The organism is Herbaspirillum sp. GW821-FHT09A12 (assembly GCF_059418325.1).
This window is the reverse complement of record NZ_JBWKPR010000001.1, coordinates 511,729-533,015: the sequence shown is the minus strand read 5'-3', so window position 1 is coordinate 533,015 and position 21,287 is coordinate 511,729. Positions and strand designations below refer to the sequence as shown.

Here is a 21,287-nt window from a genome sequence, read left to right as displayed (position 1 = left end):
CCAAACCAATTTTTTGAGAGGAGCAATACCGTGAGTCAATTTAATCGTGAAGAATTTTCGCAGCGCCTGTTCATTGCCATGGTCAATCCATGGAAGCCCGGTACGTATGAACTGGATGAGCCAGCCCTGCGCAACCTGGTCCAGTATTACCTGCAAAAAGGCAAGCAGGAAAAAATCGGCCTGATCGTCAATCCCGAGGCCGGCGAAATCTTCTACTTGTCGCGTCAAGAGAAGGCTCGCATCGTTGAAATTGTCATGGAAGAAGTCGGCGGCCGTGTTCCGGTCGTCGCCGGCGTCCTGGACGTCAGCACCGAGGGAACCCTGGCCGTGGCCCATGACGTAAAACGCCTGGGTGTTGATGGCGTGTTTGTCATGCCGCCGATCGGCGCCATCGATATCACCACTTCCTGGAACCCCGTCGCCTACCCGGAAGTGTGGCTCGACGAAATCAAGGCAATCGACGCCATCTGCGACCTGCCGATTCTGGCCCACCCGGTTGGCGCCGCAAATATCGCGTATGGCATCGGCATTCCGGAAGAAACCACGATGGCGATCTGCGAAGCGGTGCCGAACATGGTCGGCTGGAAGATGACCTACAACTGGGAAGGCTGGAAGCGCGTTGGACGCGCGCTGAAAAAGCGCGAACCGTCGGTGGCCATTCTCGGCGCATGCGCGGCACTGTTCCACGAGGCCATGTCGTGCGATCTCTTCGACGGCACAGTGACAGGCTCGTTCAACTATGCCATGGAACCCATGCTGGATCACATCCGCGCCATCAACACCGGCAACCATAAAGTCGCGCTGGAAATCTGGGACGGTGGTCTGGGCGCCCTGCAGGAATGGATGTACGCCGATCTCTCGCGTATCCATATCCGCTATAAGGTGGCGACCTGGTTGCGCGGCCTTGTCCCGCATCCTTACATGCGCCCGCCCATGCCGGCGCCGCGTCAAGAAGAAATCAATGAGCTGGTGAAGCTCATGCGCGCAGCAGGTCTCGAGATCATCAGCGATACGGCAATCAAATCGCTGCATCCACGCCCTGCGGTAAAGGGCGCCAGGCAGTAACCCCGGCCGTCACCAACTAGACAAAAATAAGACTTCCGACACGCCTTCGGCAGGCGTGGTGGGCTCGCTTACGCCAATTTTCGCCAGCGAGCCCTCCGCATGAAGCACCAGACAAGCGCGTAGCCACGAAACGCCGCGCGCATAGAGACCGGGATAGAGGAGACAACCATGAAAAATCTGATGATGCCATTGCTGGCGATAGGGCTTGGGATGAGTGTTATGCAAGGCGCATCGGCGCAATCGTCGGTGAGCATCTACGGAATCATCGACACGTCCGTCGAGTATCTGACAAACGTCAACGCGGCAGGCAATGGCCTCTTGCGTATGCCGAATATCTCCAGCGGCATGTACCCGTCACGTATCGGATTTCGAGGCGCCGAAGACCTCGGCGATGGCCTGCGCGCCGTCTTTACCCTCGAAAATGGCTTCGCGCCCGATTCCGGCGCACTGGGTCAAGGCAACCGTCTTTTCGGTCGCCAGGCATGGGTAGGTCTGGCCGGAAATTGGGGCGCCGTCACGGTCGGCCGTACATACAGCATGCTGTTCCAGTCGCTGTTCGACGTCGATGTAATCGGGCCGTCGGAATTCGCCCTGGGCTCCATCGATCCGTATCTGCCCAATGCGCGACACGACAATTCGATTTCCTACAAAGGCGCCTTTGGCGGCCTAACCGTCGGTGCAACCTACAGCTTTGGGCGTGACGCCTCTTCCGCGGGCGGCCCTTCGGCAACCAATTGCGCCGGCGAAGTCGCAGGCGACAGCCGTGCTTGCCGCAACTGGTCTGCCTTGCTGCGTTACGACACCAGGGCATGGGGGGCTGAAGCGGCCTATGACAAATACAACGGCGGTGCCGGCGCGGCCGCTGCATTCGGCCCCACCAGCAGTGCGCTGTCGGATTCACGACTTCATCTTGCGGGCTACGCAAAGCTGTCTTCATTGACGATTGGCGGCGGCATTTTGCGCCGAAAGAACGAGGGAAATCCGGCAACGCCGAAAAGCGATCTGGCGTATCTGGGCGCTTCCTATCTCTTCACCCCGGCGTTTTCGGTCGATGTCCAGATTGCCCGCCTGAATGTGAAGGACAGCGCAAACGGCGCCAAGCTCTACGTGCTGCGAGGGGTCTACAACCTGTCAAAACGAACCGCCGTGTACGCAATGGCGGGACGCATCAGCAACAGCGGCAGTTCCTCGCTGGCCTTGGCGCCCGGCGCAACGGTGGCCACAGGCGGAAGCCAGAACGGATTACTCACGGGCGTCAAGCATAGTTTCTGACGCGGATGACCCGATGCGACGGCATCGGGTTCTAACTTACTGATAAGGATATGAGCATGAGTACTTCTCTTGGTCGGGCTGAAGACCTTCCGGCGGAATATTTGCAAGGGTTGAAGGACAAGAATCTGCTGCCACTGTGGCCATCGTTGCGTTCGTTGCTACCGCATCATCAGCCGGCCAGGAGAACCAAGGCACAACTATGGAAATATGCGGACATTCGTCCGAATCTCATTCAGGCCGGCGAACTGACACCCATTGAAAAAGCCGAGCGGCGGGTTCTCGTTCTTTGCAATGCAGGCCTGGGTATCGAGAACATGCAGGCCACCCCGTCCATTTACATCGGACTGCAACTGATCCTTCCGGGTGAAAGCGCTCCCAATCACAAACATACGCCCTCCGCCATCCGGTTCGTCGTGGAAGGAAAAGGTGGCTATACGGTGGTCAACGGCGAGAAGTTACCGATGGAAAAAGGCGACCTGATCCTGACACCTCCAGGCTTGTGGCATCAGCATGGGCACGATGGCGAGGGTCCCGTCATCTGGCTCGACGCCCTCGATCTGCCTTTGGTGTATGGATTGGAAGCCTCCTACGCAACCGAGGCTCCGCTGCAAGAGATCACCGATCCACAGAACAGCTCTGCGGCCAGGTTCCGTCAAGGTGGCGTCATTCCGTACGCCTCGCTTGCCAAGCAGCGAACCGAATATCCGCTGCTGCGTTTTCCGTGGCAGGAAGTGCGAACCACCCTGCAAGGAATTTCTGCCGTCACGCCAAGCGGGCAACCCGTGCATGTCGCATACGTGAATCCGGAGACAGCTCGGGAATGCTTGCAGACACTGGGTTTCTCGGCACTGATGCTGCGCCCGAACGAGGAGCTTCGCCTGCCTCGCCGATCATCCTCGGCGGTCATGCACGCCATTGAAGGGAGTGGCGTTGCCGCGATCGATGGCGCCGATTTCTCGTTCTCGGAAGCAGATACCTTCGCAGTGCCAACTCATGCCGATGTCGCTCTCATCAACAAATCGGACAAGGCGCCTGCTTTTCTATTCATCGTTGACGATGCCCCATTGCATCGCAAACTCGGTTTCCATGAAGTGTTTGGTTAAGGAGCAAAACATGCAGAACTACATTTTCGAACCGCCGCAAGTGATTGCGGCCCCGATAAAGGGACAAAAAGAAGTTTTTCCGATACGCCGGATTTTCTGCGTGGGCAGGAATTACGAAGCGCACGCGAAGGAAATGGGCGTTTCCGTCGATCGCGAAGCCCCGTTCTATTTCACCAAAGCGGCAATGGATTACGTGCCTAGCGGAGCAAGCGTGCCATATCCCCCCGGCACTGAGAATTACCACTATGAAATGGAGCTGGTCGCCGTCATTCACAAAGAAGGGTTCCAGTTATCCAAAGACCGCGCGCTTGATTATGTTTTCGGTTATGCCTGCGGCCTGGACATGACTCGCAGAGACCTGCAGTTGATCGCTCGAGAGCAGCGACGCCCCTGGGATCTAGGGAAGGATTTTGAACAATCGGCGGTCTTGTCCGAGATTGTTCCGGCTAGCGAAATCGGCCATCCGGACAGCGGTGAAATCGTGCTGCGCGTCAATGGAGAAACAAAGCAATCCTCCGACCTGAGCCTTCTGATCCATTCGGTCGCCGACGTGGTGTCCCACCTCTCGCATTTTTATCGCCTCATGCCTGGCGATGTCATCTACACCGGCACGCCGGAAGGTGTCGGCGCCGTGAAACAGGGCGACGTTATCAGCGGCAGCATTGCGGGCGTCGGCTCCATCGCGCTGACAATCGGCTAATGTCAGCGGCGGCGAGTCGTCGGCAAGGTCTGCTCGTCGTCAGATAGATAATAAGGATCAGGCATGAAACTGCTTAACTTCTTCAACAGCTCCACCTCCTATCGCGTGCGCATTGCACTGGCCCTGAAACATATTTCATTCGACTACGATCCGGTCAATTTGCGTTCGGGAGAGCAACTCACGGAAACATTCAAATCGATGAACCCGGCGGCTGGCGTCCCCATCCTGATAGATGGGGATATGCAGCTTACCCAATCCCTTGCCATTATTGATTACCTGGATCGGTTGAAACCGGAACCGAGATTGATTCCCGAGAGCGGCATGGCAAGAGCCCATGTGCTGGAGGTCGCGCAGCATATCGCTTGCGACATTCACCCGATCAACAATCTCCGCGTTTTGCGCTATCTCACACAAACGCTGAAACTAAGCGATGAAGCAAAGGCCACATGGTACAAACATTGGGCAGCTGAAGGACTGTCTGCAGTAGAAGCCCGGCTCCGTCAGTGGAGCAATGGGCGGTACTGTGTCGGCGACGCGCCGACGCTCGCCGATTGCGCACTGATCCCACAAGTGGCTAACGCGCTCAGGATGCAATGCGATATCGAAGAATTCGAGACTATCATGGCTATTTACAGGCACTGCACGCAATTGCCGGAATTTATAAAGGCGGCCCCTTCGAACCAGCCTGACTATCTGGCGCAGTGATAAGAGCGACCCCATACGATGAGGCAGACGATGTTCGCAGCACCGTTGAGGTTTGCACTCATTGCGGAGCGCTGCTCCGGCCACATTTGGTGAAATATGAGCTTTCCTCGAATAAGCAGCCTAACAACTTCCCATCACCGCCCTTCAAAGCATCAACTTGCCAGCTTTTTCCTTTGAAAAAAGGCCGCGACACTGAAAGCGAATGATCGACATCCGTGCCAACGCAGATGAAAATTTTTGCTTTCTTTTTCAAATGTTAGCGTTAACATAGGCGCAGTTTCGACCGTCTTATCGCTGCCTCTTCGCGCCTGTCTCACCCTTGTTACCGGCTATGCCCGCCTCAATTCCGAGCGGTTTATGAAGAAAATTTCCAGAGTTTGACTGAAACGATTTTCGGCAATGGCTGTTCCGTCTTACCGCACCCGGCAAGACAGAAAATTGCCTCAAATAAAAACTGCAGGAGTTTGCACCATGCGCCAGGTTTCTGAACCCAGCCCAGGAGTCGCCTTATGAAGACGCCTCCCGACATCGATCCGATCGTGCCTACCGGCGCCTCCGGATCATCCCGCCCGGCCGCGGGCCTCAAACTGACCGGGGGCATCACCCGGCGACATATGCTGATCGGACTGGCGGCGTTGATTGCGGAAGCCGGCTTCTGGAGCAATCCCCTCTTCAGCAATGCGCAAACACCCGCCACGAACAGCACGGCCACGCCAGGCGCTGGCCCCGCGCTGAGTCCATCGGCAGCCGCCTTTCTCGCATTCTCCGTCCAGATTACCGGCCATGCCGACCTCAACCCGGAAACCGCCGGACGCATCGAGGCGGCAATGCAAAAGAACTATCCCGATTTTTCCAGTCAATTGCCCAAACTGGCGGCTTTCCTGCAAGACCACAAGGAGCCCAAGGCCTTGCTGGCAGCGGCAACCGACGCCGGACTTCGCGACCTGGCATTGGCCATCGTGGCGGCCTGGTACACCGGCACTGTCGGCAGCGGCAAGAGCGCGGTCGTCGTGTCCTATGCCGAAGCGCTGATGTACCAGCCAGTGGCAGACGGACAGACGGTACCGACCTACTGCAACTATGGCCCGCTCTGGTGGACCAAGGCGCCGCCGGCCATCCGCGTCGCGCCCCCAACTGCCCGGGCCGCTCCCGCCCCTGCCGCCAGCGGCACTCCTGAACCAAAATCGAAATCCACGTCGCTATGAAACTTCCTACTTTTACTGCCGACGGCGATGCCGTCGCGGATGTCGTCATCGTCGGCACCGGTGTGGTCGGCGGCATGATCGCCGATCAGCTGGTCAGCCAGGGTCACTCGGTGCTGATGCTGGAAGCCGGCTTGCGCATCGAGCGTGCGCAAGCGGTGGAAAACTGGCGCAACATGCCTTTCGAAAACCGCGTCGGCTCTGACTTCCAGGGCCTGTATCCGCAAGCGCCGAATGCCCCGGCGCCGCTCTACTTCCCGAAGAACGACTACATCGCCCTCTCCGGCCCCAGCGGCAGCAGTTTCCAGCAAGGTTACCTGCGCACGGTGGGCGGCACGACCTGGCATTGGGCGGCGTCATGCTGGCGCCACCTGCCAGTCGACCTGAAGATGAAATCGACTTACGGCGTGGGCCGCGACTGGCCGATTTCATACGAAGAGCTTGAACCGTATTACTGTCGCGCCGAAGAAGAAATGGGCGTGGCCGGCCCCAACGATCCGGCCTTGCAGTCGCCCAGCGAACGCAGCAAGCCTTACCCGATGGACATGGTGCCGTGGGGTTACGGCGACAAGCGTTTTGCCGAAGTGGTCAATCCGCATGGTTATAACTCGGTGCCGATTCCACAGGGTCGCAGCACCCGCCCGTGGCAAGGCCGCCCGACCTGCTGCGGCAACAACAATTGCCAGCCCATCTGCCCGATCGGCGCCATGTACAACGGTATTCACCATGTGCTGCGCGCCGAAATGAAAGGGGCGAAAGTATTGGCTGAGGCGGTGGTCTACAAAGCCGATACCGACCAAAACAATCGCATCACGGCCGTGCACTGGTATGACGCCGGCAAGAAGTCGCACAAGGCCAGCGCCAAGGTTTTCGTCTTCGCCTGCAATGGCATCGAGACCCCGCGCCTGCTGCTGCTGGCCGCCAACGAAGGCAATCCGAACGGCCTGGCGAACTCGTCGGACCAGGTCGGCCGCAACATGATGGATCACTCCGGCTTCCATTGCACCTTCCTCGCCAACGAACCGATCTGGACCGGCCGCGGCCCTGCCCAAAGCAGCTGCCTGGTGGGGCCGCGCGATGGCGCGTTCCGCTCCGAATACTCATCCAACAAGATGATCCTCAACAACATCACCCGCGTTGGCCCGGCCACACAGCAGGCGCTGAAGCTGGGCCTGGTCGGCCAGGAACTGGACGACGAAATCCGGCGACGCGCCGCCTATGGCGTGGACTTGTCGATCAGCCTGGAACCGCTGCCGGAAGCGGAAAACCGCCTGACCCTGAGCAAGACCCGCAAGGATCCGCTCGGCCTGGCCTGCCCCGACATCTACTACGATGTCGGCGACTATGTGCGCAAGGGCGCCGAGGCGGCGCATAAACAGCTTGAACACATCGGCAAGTTGTTCGGCGCAGTCGAGTTCCACATCACGACCAGCCTCAACGCCAACAACCACGTAATGGGTGGCGTGATCATGGGCAGCAATCCCAAGGATTCGGTGGTGGATGGCAATTGCCGCGCCCACGACCATGCCAACCTGTGGCTGCCGGGAGGCGGCGCCATCCCCTCGGCAAGCGTGGTCAACAGCACCTTGAGCATGGCTGCGCTAGGTCTGCGCGCAGCCGACGACATCAGCAAGACACTGGCGAACGGCTGACCCATGACGCTCCCTACTTTCCCCGGCGCCCCGGCCTTGACCGCGATGCGCAAACTCATCGGCAGCACCCTCGTGTTCGCTACCCTGCTATTGGCCGTGTCGGCCGATGTCCAGGCGCAGGAACAATCGCCCGCCCAGCCAACGCCTCCGGCGGCGGCCAATGCGGACGGCGCCAAGGCGGACATCGAGGCTGGCCGCTACCTTGCGATCGCGGCCGATTGCATGGCCTGCCATACGGCGCCGTCCGGCAAGCCATACGCCGGCGGCTATGCGATCGAGTCGCCCTTGGGCACCATCTACGCCACCAACATCACGCCCTCGAAGACGGCCGGCATCGGCAACTACAGCGAAGCGCAATTCGCCCGCGCCATCCGCGAAGGCGTGCGGGCCGACGGCAGCCATCTGTATCCGGCGATGCCCTATACCAGCTACGCCATGCTGACCGACGGTGACGTACACAAGCTGTACAGCTATTTCATGAATGCGGTGGAACCTGTCGACGAGCCGGCCAGCCGCCAGACCCAACTGCCGTTCCCGTTCAACGTGCGGGCATCGATGCTGGGCTGGAATGCGATCTTCCTGGACAACAAGCGATTTACGCCGGACGCCGACAAATCGCAGCAAATCAATCGCGGCGCCTACCTGGCCAACGGACTGGCCCATTGCAGCACCTGCCATACGCCGCGCAACTTCCTGATGGGAGAACAGAGCGGTTCCGCGCTGGCGGGCGCCGCCCTGGGTCCCTGGCATGCCCCCAACATCACCTCCGACCCGGTCAGCGGCGTGGGCGGCTGGAGCGATGCGGACCTGATGCAGTACCTGAAAACCGGCCATGCGGAAGGCAAGGGACAAGCCGGCGGCGCAATGGCTGAAGCCGTGACCAACAGCTTCCAGCATTTGCGCGATGATGATATCGCCGCTATCGTGGCTTATCTGCGCACGGTACCGCCGGTACGCGACAGCGCCCAAACGCAACCGGCGTACAGCTATGGCAAGGCCGCCAGCGACGAATCCCGCCTGCGCGGAATGAACGGGCCGAACGAACACAGCAGCCTTAACAGCGGCGCGGTGCTTTTCAGCGGATATTGCGCCAGTTGCCACGCTGCGTCCGGCGCCGGCAGCAGCGGACAAGACTATCCTTCCCTGTTCAACAACACCGCGACGGGATCGCACAACCCGGCCAACCTGGTGGCGGCCATCCTCAATGGGGTAGAACGCAAGGTCGGGGACAAGGAAATCCTGATGCCGCGCTTCGACGACAAGTCCTACGTCAATCCCTTGACCGACAAGCAGATCGCGCTGATCGCCAATTACGTGCTCAAGCAATACGGCAATCCTGATGTGCAGGTGACGGAAGCTTACGTGGCACAGGCGCGCAAGGGGGGAGAAGCGCCGGCATTGGCCCGCCTGCAGCCCTATATCGCACCGGCCATCGCGGCGGTCGTCGTCATTGCCCTGCTGGTGATCGCGGGACTGTTGATAGCGGCGCGGAAAAAAGTCCGTTAGCAGGGCTTCGTTACTTCTAAAGTGAAGAAAGGGTACTTGGCCTATTGGTGGCAGGTGCCCTTTTTCTTTAACCGAAATCAGTCCCGGCACGAATGGTCAAACAAGCAACAAACCCCGCCCCCCCAAAAAAATAAAGCAACACTTGTATACATTGATTAACCAAGAGTTACATGCCAAAATTCCCTGTTAACAAGAAAAAATACCAAATATTGAAAACAAGATGAGTTTGGTTTAGCTCATCCACTTAGGGATAGGGGAACGCGAATGTCATTTGCGTTGGGGAATATTTCGTCCATCACTGCCGCCGTGCGGCCGTCGGCCGCCAAAGCCGCCGCCGGCGCTGTTATCAGCCTGATGATCTTAAGCGGTTGCTCAACGCTCGACGTTGAATCCTCCCGCCTCTCGAATTCGGAAATCCGCTCCACCCTGGCCGAGGACAGGGCTGCATTGGCGCGCGATGTCGAACCCCTGGCCGGCCCGCTGACCTTGAACGAGGCCATTGCCCGCGCCATCAAGTACAACGCCGAGCGCCGTTACCGCGCGATGGAAGAGGCGGTGGCCATGGGCACCTTCGAGGCCGGCCAATTCGACATGCTGCCCAAGCTGATCGCCTCGGCCGGATACCGCAGCCGCGACAATGACCTGATCACCCGCAGCGTGGATTCGGTCACCGGCCAGCCCTCCCTGGCCAATCCCTATATCTCTTCCAGCCGCAATGCGCTCACCACCGAGGTGGGCATTTCCTGGAGCCTGCTCGACTTCGGGCAAAGTTACTATGCGGCGCGCCAGAATGCCAACCGCGTCCTGATCGCCGGCGAACGCCGCCGCAAGGCGCTGCATAACCTGATCCTGGATGTGCGCGCGGCCTATTGGCGCGTCGTCGCCGCGCAAAAGCTGATGCCGATGCTGCGCGCCACCATCAGCGAATCGGAACAGGCCCTCAAGGATGCGCGCAAGGCGGAAGAGGACCGGATCCGCTCCCCATTGGAACCGCTGCGCTATCAACGCCAGTTGCTCGAAAACCTGCGCCTGCTCGAAACCATCGAGCAGGAATTGTCGACCGCGCGCATCGAGCTGGCCACCTTGACCGCCTTGCCGCTGACCGCCGAATACACGGTGGTCGAACCGGCCAACGCGGTCAATACGTTGTGGCTGGACCAGCCGATGGAACAGATGGAAGAGGTGGCGCTGCTGCGCAACCCCGACCTGCGGGAAGGCATTTACAACGCCCGCATCGCCCAACAGGAAACGCGCCGCACGCTGCTCAAGTTCTTCCCCGGCTTGTCTTTCAATTACGGCTACAAGCACAGCGACGACGAGTACCTGATCCACCAGAACTGGACCGAAGCCGGCGCGCAGATCTCGTTCAATCTCCTGGGCTTGCTGTCGGCCCCGGCGCAGATGCGGCTGGCCGACGCCGGCGTCGCCCTGGCCGACCAGCGCCGCATGGCCGTGCAGATGGCCGTGCTGAGCCAGTTGCACATCGCGCGCCTGCAATACGCCAATACCGCGCGCCAGTACGAACGCTCGGATGCGATTGCGCAGGTTGACATCCGCCTGGCCCAGCACGTCGCCAACCAGGCCAGCGCGCAAAAGCAATCGGCGCTGGACAGGATCTCGCAACAGAGCACATCGGTGCTGTCGCAATTGCGCCGCTACCAGGCCTTGTCCAACGCCCAGGCCGCGGCATCGCGCCTGCAAGCCACCTTGGGCATGGAACCGGCGGTCGATGCCAGCGCCGACATGCCATTGGCCACATTGTCGGAGGCGGTCGGCCAATCCTTGCAAGCCTGGGACCGGGGCGTATTGCCGGACCCGGAGAGCCGGCCATGATTGCGGCCATGCGCGGCGCCTGCGCCGGCCTGTGCCTGGCCGGCATGGGCCTGTTGCTGGCGCCCGCCGCGCATGCCACGCAGCCCGCCGCCGTTGCCGGCGCCGCGCTGGACAATCGCGAGATCCGCGCCCAGCTGGCGCCGCGCCGCTATACCACGCTCGCCGCCGAGATCGGCGCCAAGATCAACCGTTTGCCGCTGGCCGAAGGCGCCGCCTTCAAGCAAGGCCAGTTGCTGGTCCAATTCGACTGCGTCTTGCAGCAGACCCAGCTGGCCAAGGCCGATGCCGCGCTGATGGCCGCCAATACCGCCTGGCACGGCAACCAGAAACTGGCTGAATTGAATTCGGTCGGCAAGATGGAACTCGACATCTCCAGGGCCGATGTGCTCAAGGCGCAAGCCGAGGTCTCGGCCAGCCGCGCCTTGCTGGGCAAATGCCAGATCGCCGCGCCGTTCTCCGGCCGCATCGCCGAACAGAAGGTCAGGGAACAGCAATACGTGCAGCCGGGACAGGCGCTGCTGGAGATCATCGACGACAGCCAGCTGGAACTGGAATTCATCGTCCCTTCGCGCTGGCTGGCATGGCTGCGCAATGGCGCGGCCTTCCAGGTCAACATCGACGAAACCGGCAAGAGCTACCCGGCCAGGGTGCTGCGCATCGGCGCCCGGGTCGACCCGGTCAGCCAGTCGGTCAAGCTGACGGCGGTGATTGACGGCCGCTTCAACGAACTGATCGCCGGCATGAGCGGCAAAGTCCTGATGGCGCCGCCGCAACCCTAGGCACTAGCATTCTCCCGCCCCGCGCATTGCAGGGGCGTTTCGGAACAAACGCTTCTCTTTCAGGAGCCAGCCATGGATCCATTGATTTCCACCCTGCGCCGCGCCGCCATCCCCGCCATCTCCACCCATGGCCGCCGCCCGCTGCGCCATGCCTCGCAATTGCTGCCGCTGGAGCAACGCTTCATGTTCGACGGCGCCGTGGCCGATGCCGCGCATGCCGCCCAGGCGCATGACAGCGCGCCGCCGCCGACGCCCCCGGCCGTGACCGTGCGCGCGGCCGATCCGGCCAAGGACGAAGGCAAGAAAGAGGTGGTGCTGGTCGATACTTCCGTGGCCGATTACAAGAGCCTGGAGGCTGGCGTGCGCGACGGCGTCGGCATCGTCGAATTCGACGGCAGCAAAGACGGCCTGGCGCAGATCGCGCAATGGGCGGCCACGCAAAACGGGCTGGATGCGATCCACATCCTGTCGCACGGTTCAGAGGGGCTGCTGACCCTGGGCAGCATGCAACTCAATGAGGCGGCGCTGGGTTCGGCCACGGTGCAGGCCGAACTGGCGCAGCTGGGGCAGGCGCTCACGGCCGATGGCGATCTGCTGCTGTACGGCTGCGATGTGGCGGCCGACAATTCCGTATTTCTGGCCGACCTGGCGCGCGCCACCGGCGCCGACGTCGCCGCATCGACCGACCTGACCGGCGCCGCGCGCCTTGGCGGCAACTGGACATTGGAAGCGCATGTCGGCGATATCGATACCCGCGAGCTGGCGTTGACCCAGTACGACGGCGTGCTGGACACGGCGCCGACGACTACCTTCAGCAACATCGCGCTGTCGGCCGACAGCGGCATCAGCAGCAGCGACTTCATCACCAAGACCGCGGCCCAGACCATCAGCGCCACGCTCAGCGTCGCGCCGGCCGCCGGCGACACTGTCTGGGGCTCCACCGATGGCGGCAGCACCTGGACCGACATCACCAACAAGGTCACCGGCACCACACTGAGCTGGAACGGCGCGACGCTCGGCGCCGGCAGCAGTTCCATCATGTTCAAGGTCAGCGACGCGGCCGGCAACGACAGCGCACTGAGCTTCCAGAACTACACGCTGGACACTACCGCACCGGACGTCACCGTGGCCACCGCCGGATTTTCCAACGACAGCGGCACCTCGTCGAGCGACTTCATCACCAATACGGCGGTGCAGACCATCAGCGGCACGCTGTCGCGCAACCTGGAAGCCGGTGAGACCGTCTATGTGTCGCTCAACAACGGCTCCACCTGGACCGCCGCCACGGCCGCCGTCGGCCAGAACACCTGGTCGCTGGGCGGACAGGCACTGACGAGCAGCAACACCCTCAAGGTCATGGTCAGCGACGTCGCCGGCAATAACGGCGCAGCACTGTCGCAGGCCTATGTCTATGACACTACCGCCCCTACCATCATCTTTGGCGGCCTGGCGCTGTCGGCCGACACCGGCAGCAGCAACAGCGACTTCATCACCAACACCGCCGCCCAGACCATTACCGCCACGCTGAGCACGACGCTGGCCGCCGGCGACATCGTCTACGGCTCGCTGGACAACGGCGCCACCTGGACCGACATCACCGGCAAGGTCAGCGGCACCACGCTGATCTGGAACGGCGTCACGCTGGCCGGCAGCAACACGCTGCGACTGAAAGTTGTCGACGCCGCCGGCAATACGGGCGGCGTGCTGGCCAAGGGCTATACCCTCGACACCACGCCGCCGGCCACACCCGGCACGCCGATGCTGGCCGCCGCCAGCGACACCGGCTCGTTCAACAACGACCACATCACTTCCGACACGACGCCGACCCTGAGCGGCTCGGCCGAAAGCGGCAGCACGGTCACCCTGTTTGACGGCGCCACGCTGCTCGGCACCGTCACCGCCAGCGCCGGCAGCTGGAGCTACACCATCGGCGCGCTGAGCGAGGGGACCCACACCATCGTGGCCGTGTCCACCGATGCCGCCGGCAATTCCTCCGCCACCTCCGCCGCGCTGACCATCCTGATCGACACCACCGCACCCGTCGTCGCCTCGGTGGCGGTGCCGGCCAGCGGCACTTACTACAACGGCGATGCGCTGAATTTCACCGTCAACTTCGACGAGACCGTCGTCGTCGACACCTTCGGCGGCACGCCGCGCATCGCCATCGTGGTCGGCGCCACCACCCGCTACGCCAGCTACGTGTCCGGTTCCGGCACCAGCGCGCTGCTGTTCCGCTACACCATACAGAGCGGCGACATCGACGCCAATGGCATCACCATCGGCGCGCTGTCGGCCAACGGCGGCACGCTGCAGGATCTCGCCGGCAACGATGCCGCGACCACCCTCAACAGCAGAGGCGACACGAGCGGCGTCAATGTCAACAGCACCAACCCCAGCATCACCGGCGTCAGCGCCAGCACCGCCGACGGCGCCTACGGCAGCGGCTCGACCATCATCATCACGGTCGATTTTTCCAGCGCGGTCAGCGTCGACACCAGCAACGGCACGCCGACCCTGGCGCTCAATGGCGGCGGCAGCGCCAGCTACATCGGCGGCTCCGGCAGCGGCACGCTGAGCTTCAGCTACACCGTCGGCGCCGGCCAGAACAGCGCCGATCTCGATTACAGCTCGACCAGCGCGCTGTCGCTCAACGGCGCCACCATCACCGACGCCGGCGGCAGCCATCCGCCCGCCGCAGTCACGCTGGCCACACCGGGTACGGCCGGCTCGCTGGGCGCCAACAAGAACATCGTCATCGACACGACGGCGCCGACCAACACCATCGCCAGCGCCGCCTTCTCTGCCGACACCGGTTCCTCCAGCAGCGATTTCATCACCAGGATCGCGGCGCAGACCATCAGCGGCACGCTGGCGTCCAACCTGGCGGCCGGCGAGCATGTCTACGTCTCGCTCGACAACGGCGCCACCTGGAGCCTGGCCACGGCCACCGCCGGCGCCGCCACCTGGTCGCTGGCCGGCCAGACGCTGTCAGGCAGCGGCACGCTCAAGGTGCGCGTCAGCGACGACGCCGGCAATAACGGCGCCGAGTACGCGCAAGCCTATGTGCTCGACACCACGCCGCCGACCATCACCTTCAGCAACTTCGCGCTGTCGGCCGACACCGGCGTGAGCAACAGCGACCTCATCACCAACACCGCGGCCCAGACCATCAGCGCCACGCTCAGCGCCGCGCCGGCCGCCGGCGACACCGTCTGGGGCTCGCTCGACAACGGCGCCAGCTGGACCGACATCACCAACAGAGTCAGCGGCGCCACGCTGACCTGGACCGGCGTCACGCTGGCCTCGAGCAACACGCTGCAGTTGCGCGTCACCGATGCGGCCGGCAACAACGGCGCCGCCACCAGCCAGGCCTACGTTCTCGACACCAGCGGCCCGACCACCAGCGTGGCCAGCGTTGCCTTCTCGGCCGACAGCGGCGTTTCGAGCAGCGACTTCATCACCAATACCGCGGCACAAACCATCAGCGGCACGCTGTCGGCCAACCTGGCCGCCAACGAAGTCGTGCTGGTTTCGCTCGACAACGGCGCCACCTGGACCACGGCTGCCGCCACCGCCGGCGCCGCCACCTGGTCGCTGGCCGGGACGCTCAGCGCCAGCGACACCTTGCTGGTCAAGGTCAGCAATATCGCCGGCAACGACGGCGCCGTGCTCAGCCAGTCGTATGTCTACAATACCGCCGCGACGGTGGCGACCGTCGACACGCTGCAGACCGATAGCAGCACGCCCACGCTGACCGGCAACGCCGCCCTGGCCGCCGGAGAAACCATGACCGTCGCCGTCGGCGGCGCCACCTACGATGTCATCCCGACGGCCGGCAGGTGGAGCCTCGATCTGGCGACCGCCATCCCCGTGAGCGGCGCCTTGGCGCTGAGCGCCGGAAATCGTTACGACGTGGTGACGACGGTGACCGACCTGGCCGGCAATATCGCCCACGACGGCAGCGCCAACGAGCTCACGGTAGGCACGCTTCCGGGAACGACCCCGCCGGAAACCACCCAACCGGAAACGCCGCCATCTCCGACCCAGCCGTCCCTGCCATCCCAGACAGCGTCGCCGCCGCCGCTGCCGCCGCAAACGCAACTTCCGGCGCCAATGCAAATGCCGGCGCCTCTCGAGATGCGAACGGGCGGCGAAGCCACTCCCGCCGCGCCGGCCATCAATCCCGCCCCCGTGCCGAACAGCGCCTGGAACGGCCAGTCGACGCCGGGCATATTCACGCTCGACTCCAACTCCCTGTCCGCCGCCCTGTCCACATTGCAAACACCGGCAAGCGGCCGCCCGGACCTGTTCGGCAATGACAGCGTGCTCATTGCCAACACCCCCATCCCCGACCTGAGCGCGCACGGCGGCGGCGCCATCTCCTTCCAGCTGGCCGGCGATGCCTTCTTCCATGGCGGCAGCGGCGATGCCGGCAGCCTGCAATTGAGCGCGGCCCAGGCGGACGGCCGGCCCTTGCCGGGATGGCTCAAATTCGATGCCCGCACGGCCCGCTTTGAAGGCACGCCGCCGCCCGAATTCGAGGGTACGCTGAGCTTTACCGTCACCGCGCGCGACGCGCAAGGCCACGTTGCGGTGCAGGTATTCAAGATTGTCGTCACCAAGGACGGCCAGGGCAGCCCCGGTGTGCAGCCGGAGCGCAGCGCGCCGGGATCGGCGGGACGCGCCAGCCTGAACGAACAAATCAAATCGGCGCAGCCGGCGCGCGCCGATCGCCTGGCGCTGCTGTCGCATAGCCAGGCCGCGGCGAGATTGCGTGCATGACCACCGGCCAGGCCGTCAATCCCCTGCTGCCCCTGCTGGAACTGGCGCAACGCGCGCGCGCGGCGGGCAGCGCCAACGAGCTGGCCTTCCTCGCCGTCAATGACAGCCGCGCCCTGGCGCCCTACCGTCAGGCCGCGCTCTGGTTCGGCGCCGGCGGCGTGCATACCTTGTCGGGGGTGGTGGCGGTCGAATCCAACGCCCCCTATGCGCAATGGATCGACCAGTTGTGCCGCACGCTTTGCGAGCGGCACGATGCCGATGCGCCGCTCGCCGTCGACGCCGCGCAACTGCCCCCCAAGGTCGCCGCCGCATGGGATGAGTGGCTGCCCAAGTTCGTCACCTGGATCCCCTTGCGCAAGCTCGGCCATTCGAAAGAAGGCGCATCCGCCGGCGCCGCCGGCCAGGGCGGCTTGCTGCTGGCGGGCGACTGCGCGCTGCCGGCCGAACAATTGGCCTTGCTCGCGGAATGGATGGACATCTGGCAGCATGCCTGGCGCGCCTTGCATGGAGGGTCGCGCTGGTCGGCGGCGGCCTTGCCGGCGCATCTGCGCAACTGGCTGGACACGCCGCAGCGTTCCCGGCGCTGGCGCCGGCGCGCAACGTTGGCCGCGGCCGTGCTCGGGGTATTGCTGTTCCCGGTGCGCCTGACGGTGCTGGCTCCCGGCGAACTGGTGGCCGCCAATCCCGCCACCATCCGCGCCCCGCTCGATGGCGTGATCGCCGATTTCGCGGTGCGCCCCAACCAGCCGGTTGCCTCCGGCCAGGCGCTGTTCTCTTTCGACCAGGCGCCGATCGCCAGCAAGCGCGATGTCGCGCGCGAAGCCTTGGCCACCGCGCAAGCCGAATACCGCCAGGCCGCGCAGATCGTGCTCAACGATGGGCGCGCCAAGGCGCAACTGGCCGGGCTGCTGGGCAAGGTCGCCGAAAAGCAGGCGCAGGCCGCGTTCCTCGAGGATCTGGCCCAGCGTTCGAAGGTGCTGGCGCCGCAAGCCGGCATCGCGCTGTTCGACGACCCGTCCGAATGGATCGGCCGGCCGGTGCAAACCGGCGAACGCATCATGCAAATCGCCGCGCCCAACGATGCGGAGATCGAAGCCTGGGTGCCGCTTGGCGACGCCATCCCATTGCCGGACCAGGCGCCCTTGCATCTCTATCTGTCGGCATCTCCGCTGACGCCGCTTTCGGGCACGCTGCGCTATATGGGGCATCGCGCCACGGCGCGCCCCGACGGCAGCTATGCCTATCGCGTACGCGCCAGGCTCGACGCCGCCACCGACCAGCGCATCGGCCTCAAAGGCACGGTCAAGCTGGTGGGGGAGCGTGTGCCGTTGGTGTACTGGATGCTGCGGCGGCCGCTGGCCAGCATCCGCCAGTTCCTCGCCCTTTAAACCTTTAGCGCCATCATGCCCGCCAGACTACCGGCCCTGCGCCAGGAACTGTCCATCACCGCCGGACCGCGGCTGCCCGACGGGCAGCCCAGCTGGACGCTGCATGATCCGGTGCGCAATGTCTTTTTCCAGCTCGACTGGCCGAGTTTCGAGATGCTGAGCCGCTGGCACCTGGACGATGCGCCAGCCATCATCGACGGCATCAACCGCGAAACCGCCCTGCAGCTCGATGCCGAGGCATTCGAACAGTTTCTCGTCTTCTTGCGCGAGCAGAGCCTGCTGCAGCCGCTACCCGGCTCGGCCGCGGCGTTTGCCGCGGCGCGCGCCAGGCAGCGCGGCAGCTTGTTCCAATGGCTGCTGCACAACTACCTGTTTTTCCGCATTCCCTTGCTGCGCCCCGATGCCTGGCTGACGTGGCTGCAACCGCGGCTGGCGTTCCTGTTCAGCCCGACGTTCCGCCGCCTGACCATGGCCGCCGGCGTATTGGGCCTGGTGGGCGCGTATCGCGACTGGGACCGTTTTTCGGCGACGCTGCTGGACTCGCTGAGCTGGCAGGGCGCGATGATGTACGGCCTGGCCGTGGTGTTCGCCAAGACCTGCCATGAACTGGGGCACGCGCTCACCGCCAAGCGCTACGGCTGCCGGGTGCCGACCATGGGCCTGGCTTTCCTGGTGATGTGGCCGGTCGCCTATACCGACACCAACGAAGTCTGGAAACTGCCGCGGCGCGGACAACGCCTGGCGGTGGCCAGCGCCGGCATCGTCACCGAGATGGGCATCGCCGCCTGGGCCACGCTGGCCTGGGTGTGGCTGCCCGAGGGCGGGCTCAGGCAAGCCGCCTTCCTGCTCTCGACCACGACCTGGATCTCGACCCTGGCCATCAATGCCAGCCCGTTCATGCGCTTCGACGGCTATTACATCCTGTCGGACTACCTGGGCCTGCCCAATCTGCACCAGCGCTGCTTCGCGCTGGCGCGCTGGGATCTGCGCGAGCGGTTGTTCGCCCTCGGTGAACCGCCGCCGGAAATATTTCCGCGCCCGCGCCGCATCGGCCTGGTGCTGTTCGCCTGGGCAGTCTGGATCTACCGGCTGGTGCTGTTTCTCGGTATCGCGGCGCTGGTCTACCATTTCTTCATCAAGGCCGTGGGCATCCTGCTGTTCTGCGTGGAAATGGGATGGTTCGTGGCCTTGCCGCTGTGGCGCGAGATCCAGGCCTGGCTGGCCCGCTGGCCGCAATTGAAGCATAGCCGCCGGGCCCGTCGCAGCGCGCTGCTGGCCTTGGCGGCGTGCCTGCTGTTCCTGCTGCCGTGGCCGGATCGCGTGCGCGGCTCCGGAATGCTGCAGCCGCAAACCCGGCTGGCCCTGTACGCCCCCGCGCAATCGATGGTGGAGTCGCTGCCGGTGGCCAACGGAAGCCAGGTGCAAGCCGGCCAGGCTTTGCTGCGCCTGGGTTCGCGCGAGCTGAACCTGCGCACCAGGGAAGCCGATGTGCGCCAGGCCTCCTTGTCCTGGCAATCGGCGGCCGCCGGTTTGGATGCCGCCACCCGCAAGGACTGGCAGGTGCTCAATGACCAACTGGCTTTTTCCAATGCCGAACAGGCGGCCGTCGCGGCCGATTTCCAGCAATACCGGCCGCTGGCCCCCTATGCGGGGGTATTGGTCGACATGGATCCCGACCTGCGGCCGGGGCAATGGCTAGGCAACCGGGAATACCTGGGATCGCTGGTGGCCGGCGGACGCTGGCAAGTGGTGACCTATGTCGACGAGGAGGCCGTGCACCGCATTGCGCCGGGCGACCGGGCGCTGTTCATCGCCGACGGCCTGGGCAGCCCGGCATTGCGCCTGACGGTCGCCAGCATCGACCGCGACGCCACCCGCACCATGGGCGAGCCTGAACTGGCCACCCTGTTCGGCGGCGACGTGCTGGCCAGGGAAAAAAACGGCGTGCTGTATCCGGAGCACGCCGTGTTCCGTGTGGTGCTGGCAGTGGCCGAGGCGCTCCCGGCGCAACAGACGGAATGGCGCGGGCGCGTCACGATTGCCGGACGCTGGGAAGTGCCGGCGCTCAGGTTCCTGCGCACGGCGGCTTCGGTGGCATGGCGCGAAGCCGGTTTCTAGCGCGACCCAATCCATTCTTCCCGCCGCCAGCCGCAACAGCTCGGCAAATCATTCCCGCACGCTCAGGCGATACACCGTCGTTTGGCGGTACACCTGTCCGGGACGCAGGATCACGGCTTCGCGCTGCGGGCCGTTGATCTGGTTGGGATAAGCCTGCGCCTCCAGGCAAAAGCCGTCATGCGGGACATAGGGCTGCGCGCCCCGCCCCGCGACGTTTGCCAGGAAATTGCCGCTGTAGAACTGCAGGCCGATTTCCGTGGTCGATACGGTCAGCTGCCGCCCGGATCCCGGATCATAGACCGTCGCCACCTCGCGCAATGCCTGGCTGCGCGCCCCCGGCTCGCCGGCTTCCGGCTCTTCCCGGCGCAGGCAATAGCAATGGTCGAAGCCGCCGGCAATCCCCAGTTGCTCGTCGGGCCATGACAAGCGCGGGCCGATCGGCGCCGGCTGGCGGAAGTCGAAGGCGCTGCCGGCCACCTCCGCCTCCCGCTCGGGGATGAGCGTGCGGTCGACCTGCAAATAGGTATCGGCGTCGATGGACAGGATGTGGTCGCAGATATTGTCGGCGCCGCCGTTCAGGTTGAAGTAGCCGTGCGAGGTCAGGTTGAGCGGCGTAGGGGCGTCGGTCGTGGCGGTGTAGTCGATGCGCAACCGGCCCTCGTCGTCCAGCCGGTACAGCACCGAGGCCAGGACATTGCCCGGGAAACCGGCCGCGCCGTGCGGCGATACCAGCGTCATCCGCAAGCCTTCCGGATCGGGCTGCACTTGCCACGGCATGAGATGGAACCCGCCCTCGCCGCCATGCAAGTGGTTGTCGCCATTATTGCGGTGGACCTGGTAAGCCACGCCATCCACCGTGAAGCGGCCGTCGGCGATGCGGTTGCCCCAGCGGCCGATGATGCTGCCGAAGTAAGCCGGATTGGCGATGTAGTCGTCGACGTCCTTGTAGCCGAGCAAGACGTCGGCTTCGCGGCCGTAACGGTCCGGCGCCCACCAGGAAACCAGCGCCGCGCCGCGGTCGCTGATGATGACGCGCATGCCATAGGCATTGCGCAAGGTGTACAGGTTGATACCGTGTTCAGCAGAGGTGCTGGAAATTGTGAAATGCGTCATCGTCTAAAAATTTGGCAATGGATTGAATTGCGGATCCATCGGTATGTTCATTCGCCCGTTTGTCCTTGA

Annotated in this window: 14 protein-coding genes; 13 read left to right on the top strand and 1 reads right to left on the bottom strand. The window is 63.6% G+C overall.

Annotated elements, in window-relative coordinates; translation table 11 throughout:
- Positions 1-30 precede the first annotated feature (30 nt).
- The 13 genes from AC07N6_RS02350 to AC07N6_RS02290 all read left to right on the top strand — a co-directional run bounded on the left by AC07N6_RS02350 (position 31) and on the right by AC07N6_RS02290 (position 20,105).
- Positions 31-1,065 (top strand): dihydrodipicolinate synthase family protein, encoded by a 1,035-nt coding sequence (locus tag AC07N6_RS02350; protein WP_494780714.1) that lies wholly within the window; start codon positions 31-33, stop codon positions 1,063-1,065.
- A 168-nt stretch (positions 1,066-1,233) separates the two neighbouring features.
- A complete protein-coding gene (locus AC07N6_RS02345; protein WP_494780713.1) occupies positions 1,234-2,337 on the top strand; it encodes a porin in 1,104 nt (367 codons plus the stop codon).
- A 56-nt stretch (positions 2,338-2,393) separates the two neighbouring features.
- The gene (locus tag AC07N6_RS02340; protein ID WP_494780712.1) at positions 2,394-3,440 is read left to right on the top strand and encodes a cupin domain-containing protein; all 1,047 of its coding nucleotides are present in this window, start codon (positions 2,394-2,396) and stop codon (positions 3,438-3,440) included.
- Between the two features lie 10 nt (positions 3,441-3,450).
- On the top strand, positions 3,451-4,140 hold the full coding sequence (locus tag AC07N6_RS02335) for a fumarylacetoacetate hydrolase family protein (RefSeq protein ID WP_494780711.1): 690 nt from the start codon (positions 3,451-3,453) through the stop codon (positions 4,138-4,140).
- A 63-nt stretch (positions 4,141-4,203) separates the two neighbouring features.
- Complete coding sequence (gene maiA / locus AC07N6_RS02330; RefSeq protein ID WP_494780710.1) at positions 4,204-4,845, top strand: maleylacetoacetate isomerase; 642 nt, start codon at positions 4,204-4,206, stop codon at positions 4,843-4,845.
- 509 nt (positions 4,846-5,354) lie between these two features.
- Positions 5,355-6,050, top strand: a complete 696-nt coding sequence (locus AC07N6_RS02325) for a sugar dehydrogenase complex small subunit (RefSeq protein ID WP_494780709.1) — start codon at positions 5,355-5,357, stop codon at positions 6,048-6,050.
- Entirely contained in the window at positions 6,047-7,699 is a 1,653-nt protein-coding gene (locus AC07N6_RS02320) for a GMC family oxidoreductase (protein WP_494780708.1), read from the top strand. Before AC07N6_RS02325 ends, AC07N6_RS02320 begins: the two co-directional genes overlap by 4 nt.
- 3 nt (positions 7,700-7,702) lie before the next feature.
- Positions 7,703-9,205, top strand: a complete 1,503-nt coding sequence (locus tag AC07N6_RS02315; protein WP_494780707.1) for a c-type cytochrome — start codon at positions 7,703-7,705, stop codon at positions 9,203-9,205.
- A 264-nt stretch (positions 9,206-9,469) separates the two neighbouring features.
- Complete coding sequence (locus tag AC07N6_RS02310; protein ID WP_494780706.1) at positions 9,470-11,038, top strand: TolC family protein; 1,569 nt, start codon at positions 9,470-9,472, stop codon at positions 11,036-11,038.
- Positions 11,035-11,817: an efflux RND transporter periplasmic adaptor subunit gene (locus AC07N6_RS02305; protein ID WP_494780705.1), complete on the top strand. Its 783-nt coding sequence runs from the start codon at positions 11,035-11,037 to the stop codon at positions 11,815-11,817. Before AC07N6_RS02310 ends, AC07N6_RS02305 begins: the two co-directional genes overlap by 4 nt.
- 72 nt (positions 11,818-11,889) lie before the next feature.
- Positions 11,890-16,599: an Ig-like domain-containing protein gene (locus AC07N6_RS02300; protein ID WP_494780704.1), complete on the top strand. Its 4,710-nt coding sequence runs from the start codon at positions 11,890-11,892 to the stop codon at positions 16,597-16,599.
- A complete protein-coding gene (locus tag AC07N6_RS02295) occupies positions 16,596-17,987 on the top strand; it encodes an efflux RND transporter periplasmic adaptor subunit (protein WP_494780703.1) in 1,392 nt (463 codons plus the stop codon). Before AC07N6_RS02300 ends, AC07N6_RS02295 begins: the two co-directional genes overlap by 4 nt.
- Before the next feature lie 15 nt (positions 17,988-18,002).
- A complete protein-coding gene (locus AC07N6_RS02290) occupies positions 18,003-20,105 on the top strand; it encodes a site-2 protease family protein (protein WP_494780702.1) in 2,103 nt (700 codons plus the stop codon).
- Positions 20,106-20,153: 48 nt separating this feature from the next.
- On the opposite strand, the gene AC07N6_RS02285 is transcribed toward AC07N6_RS02290, so the two are convergent.
- A complete protein-coding gene (locus AC07N6_RS02285; protein WP_494780701.1) occupies positions 20,154-21,218 on the bottom strand; it encodes an aldose epimerase family protein in 1,065 nt (354 codons plus the stop codon).
- Between the last annotated feature and the right edge of the window lie 69 nt (positions 21,219-21,287).

What these genes read in the sequence shown, in the direction of transcription:
- AC07N6_RS02345 (WP_494780713.1), top strand. Translation starts at nt 1,234, where the DNA reads ATGAAAAATCTGATGATGCCATTGCTGGCGATAGGGCTTGGGATGAGT.
- AC07N6_RS02340 (WP_494780712.1), top strand. Translation starts at nt 2,394, where the DNA reads ATGAGTACTTCTCTTGGTCGGGCTGAAGACCTTCCGGCGGAATATTTG.
- AC07N6_RS02335 (WP_494780711.1), top strand. Translation starts at nt 3,451, where the DNA reads ATGCAGAACTACATTTTCGAACCGCCGCAAGTGATTGCGGCCCCGATA.
- maiA (WP_494780710.1), top strand. Translation starts at nt 4,204, where the DNA reads ATGAAACTGCTTAACTTCTTCAACAGCTCCACCTCCTATCGCGTGCGC.
- AC07N6_RS02325 (WP_494780709.1), top strand. Translation starts at nt 5,355, where the DNA reads ATGAAGACGCCTCCCGACATCGATCCGATCGTGCCTACCGGCGCCTCC.
- AC07N6_RS02320 (WP_494780708.1), top strand. Translation starts at nt 6,047, where the DNA reads ATGAAACTTCCTACTTTTACTGCCGACGGCGATGCCGTCGCGGATGTC.
- AC07N6_RS02315 (WP_494780707.1), top strand. Translation starts at nt 7,703, where the DNA reads ATGACGCTCCCTACTTTCCCCGGCGCCCCGGCCTTGACCGCGATGCGC.
- AC07N6_RS02310 (WP_494780706.1), top strand. Translation starts at nt 9,470, where the DNA reads ATGTCATTTGCGTTGGGGAATATTTCGTCCATCACTGCCGCCGTGCGG.
- AC07N6_RS02305 (WP_494780705.1), top strand. Translation starts at nt 11,035, where the DNA reads ATGATTGCGGCCATGCGCGGCGCCTGCGCCGGCCTGTGCCTGGCCGGC.
- AC07N6_RS02300 (WP_494780704.1), top strand. Translation starts at nt 11,890, where the DNA reads ATGGATCCATTGATTTCCACCCTGCGCCGCGCCGCCATCCCCGCCATC.
- AC07N6_RS02295 (WP_494780703.1), top strand. Translation starts at nt 16,596, where the DNA reads ATGACCACCGGCCAGGCCGTCAATCCCCTGCTGCCCCTGCTGGAACTG.
- AC07N6_RS02290 (WP_494780702.1), top strand. Translation starts at nt 18,003, where the DNA reads ATGCCCGCCAGACTACCGGCCCTGCGCCAGGAACTGTCCATCACCGCC.
- AC07N6_RS02285 (WP_494780701.1), bottom strand. Translation starts at nt 21,218, where the DNA reads ATGACGCATTTCACAATTTCCAGCACCTCTGCTGAACACGGTATCAAC.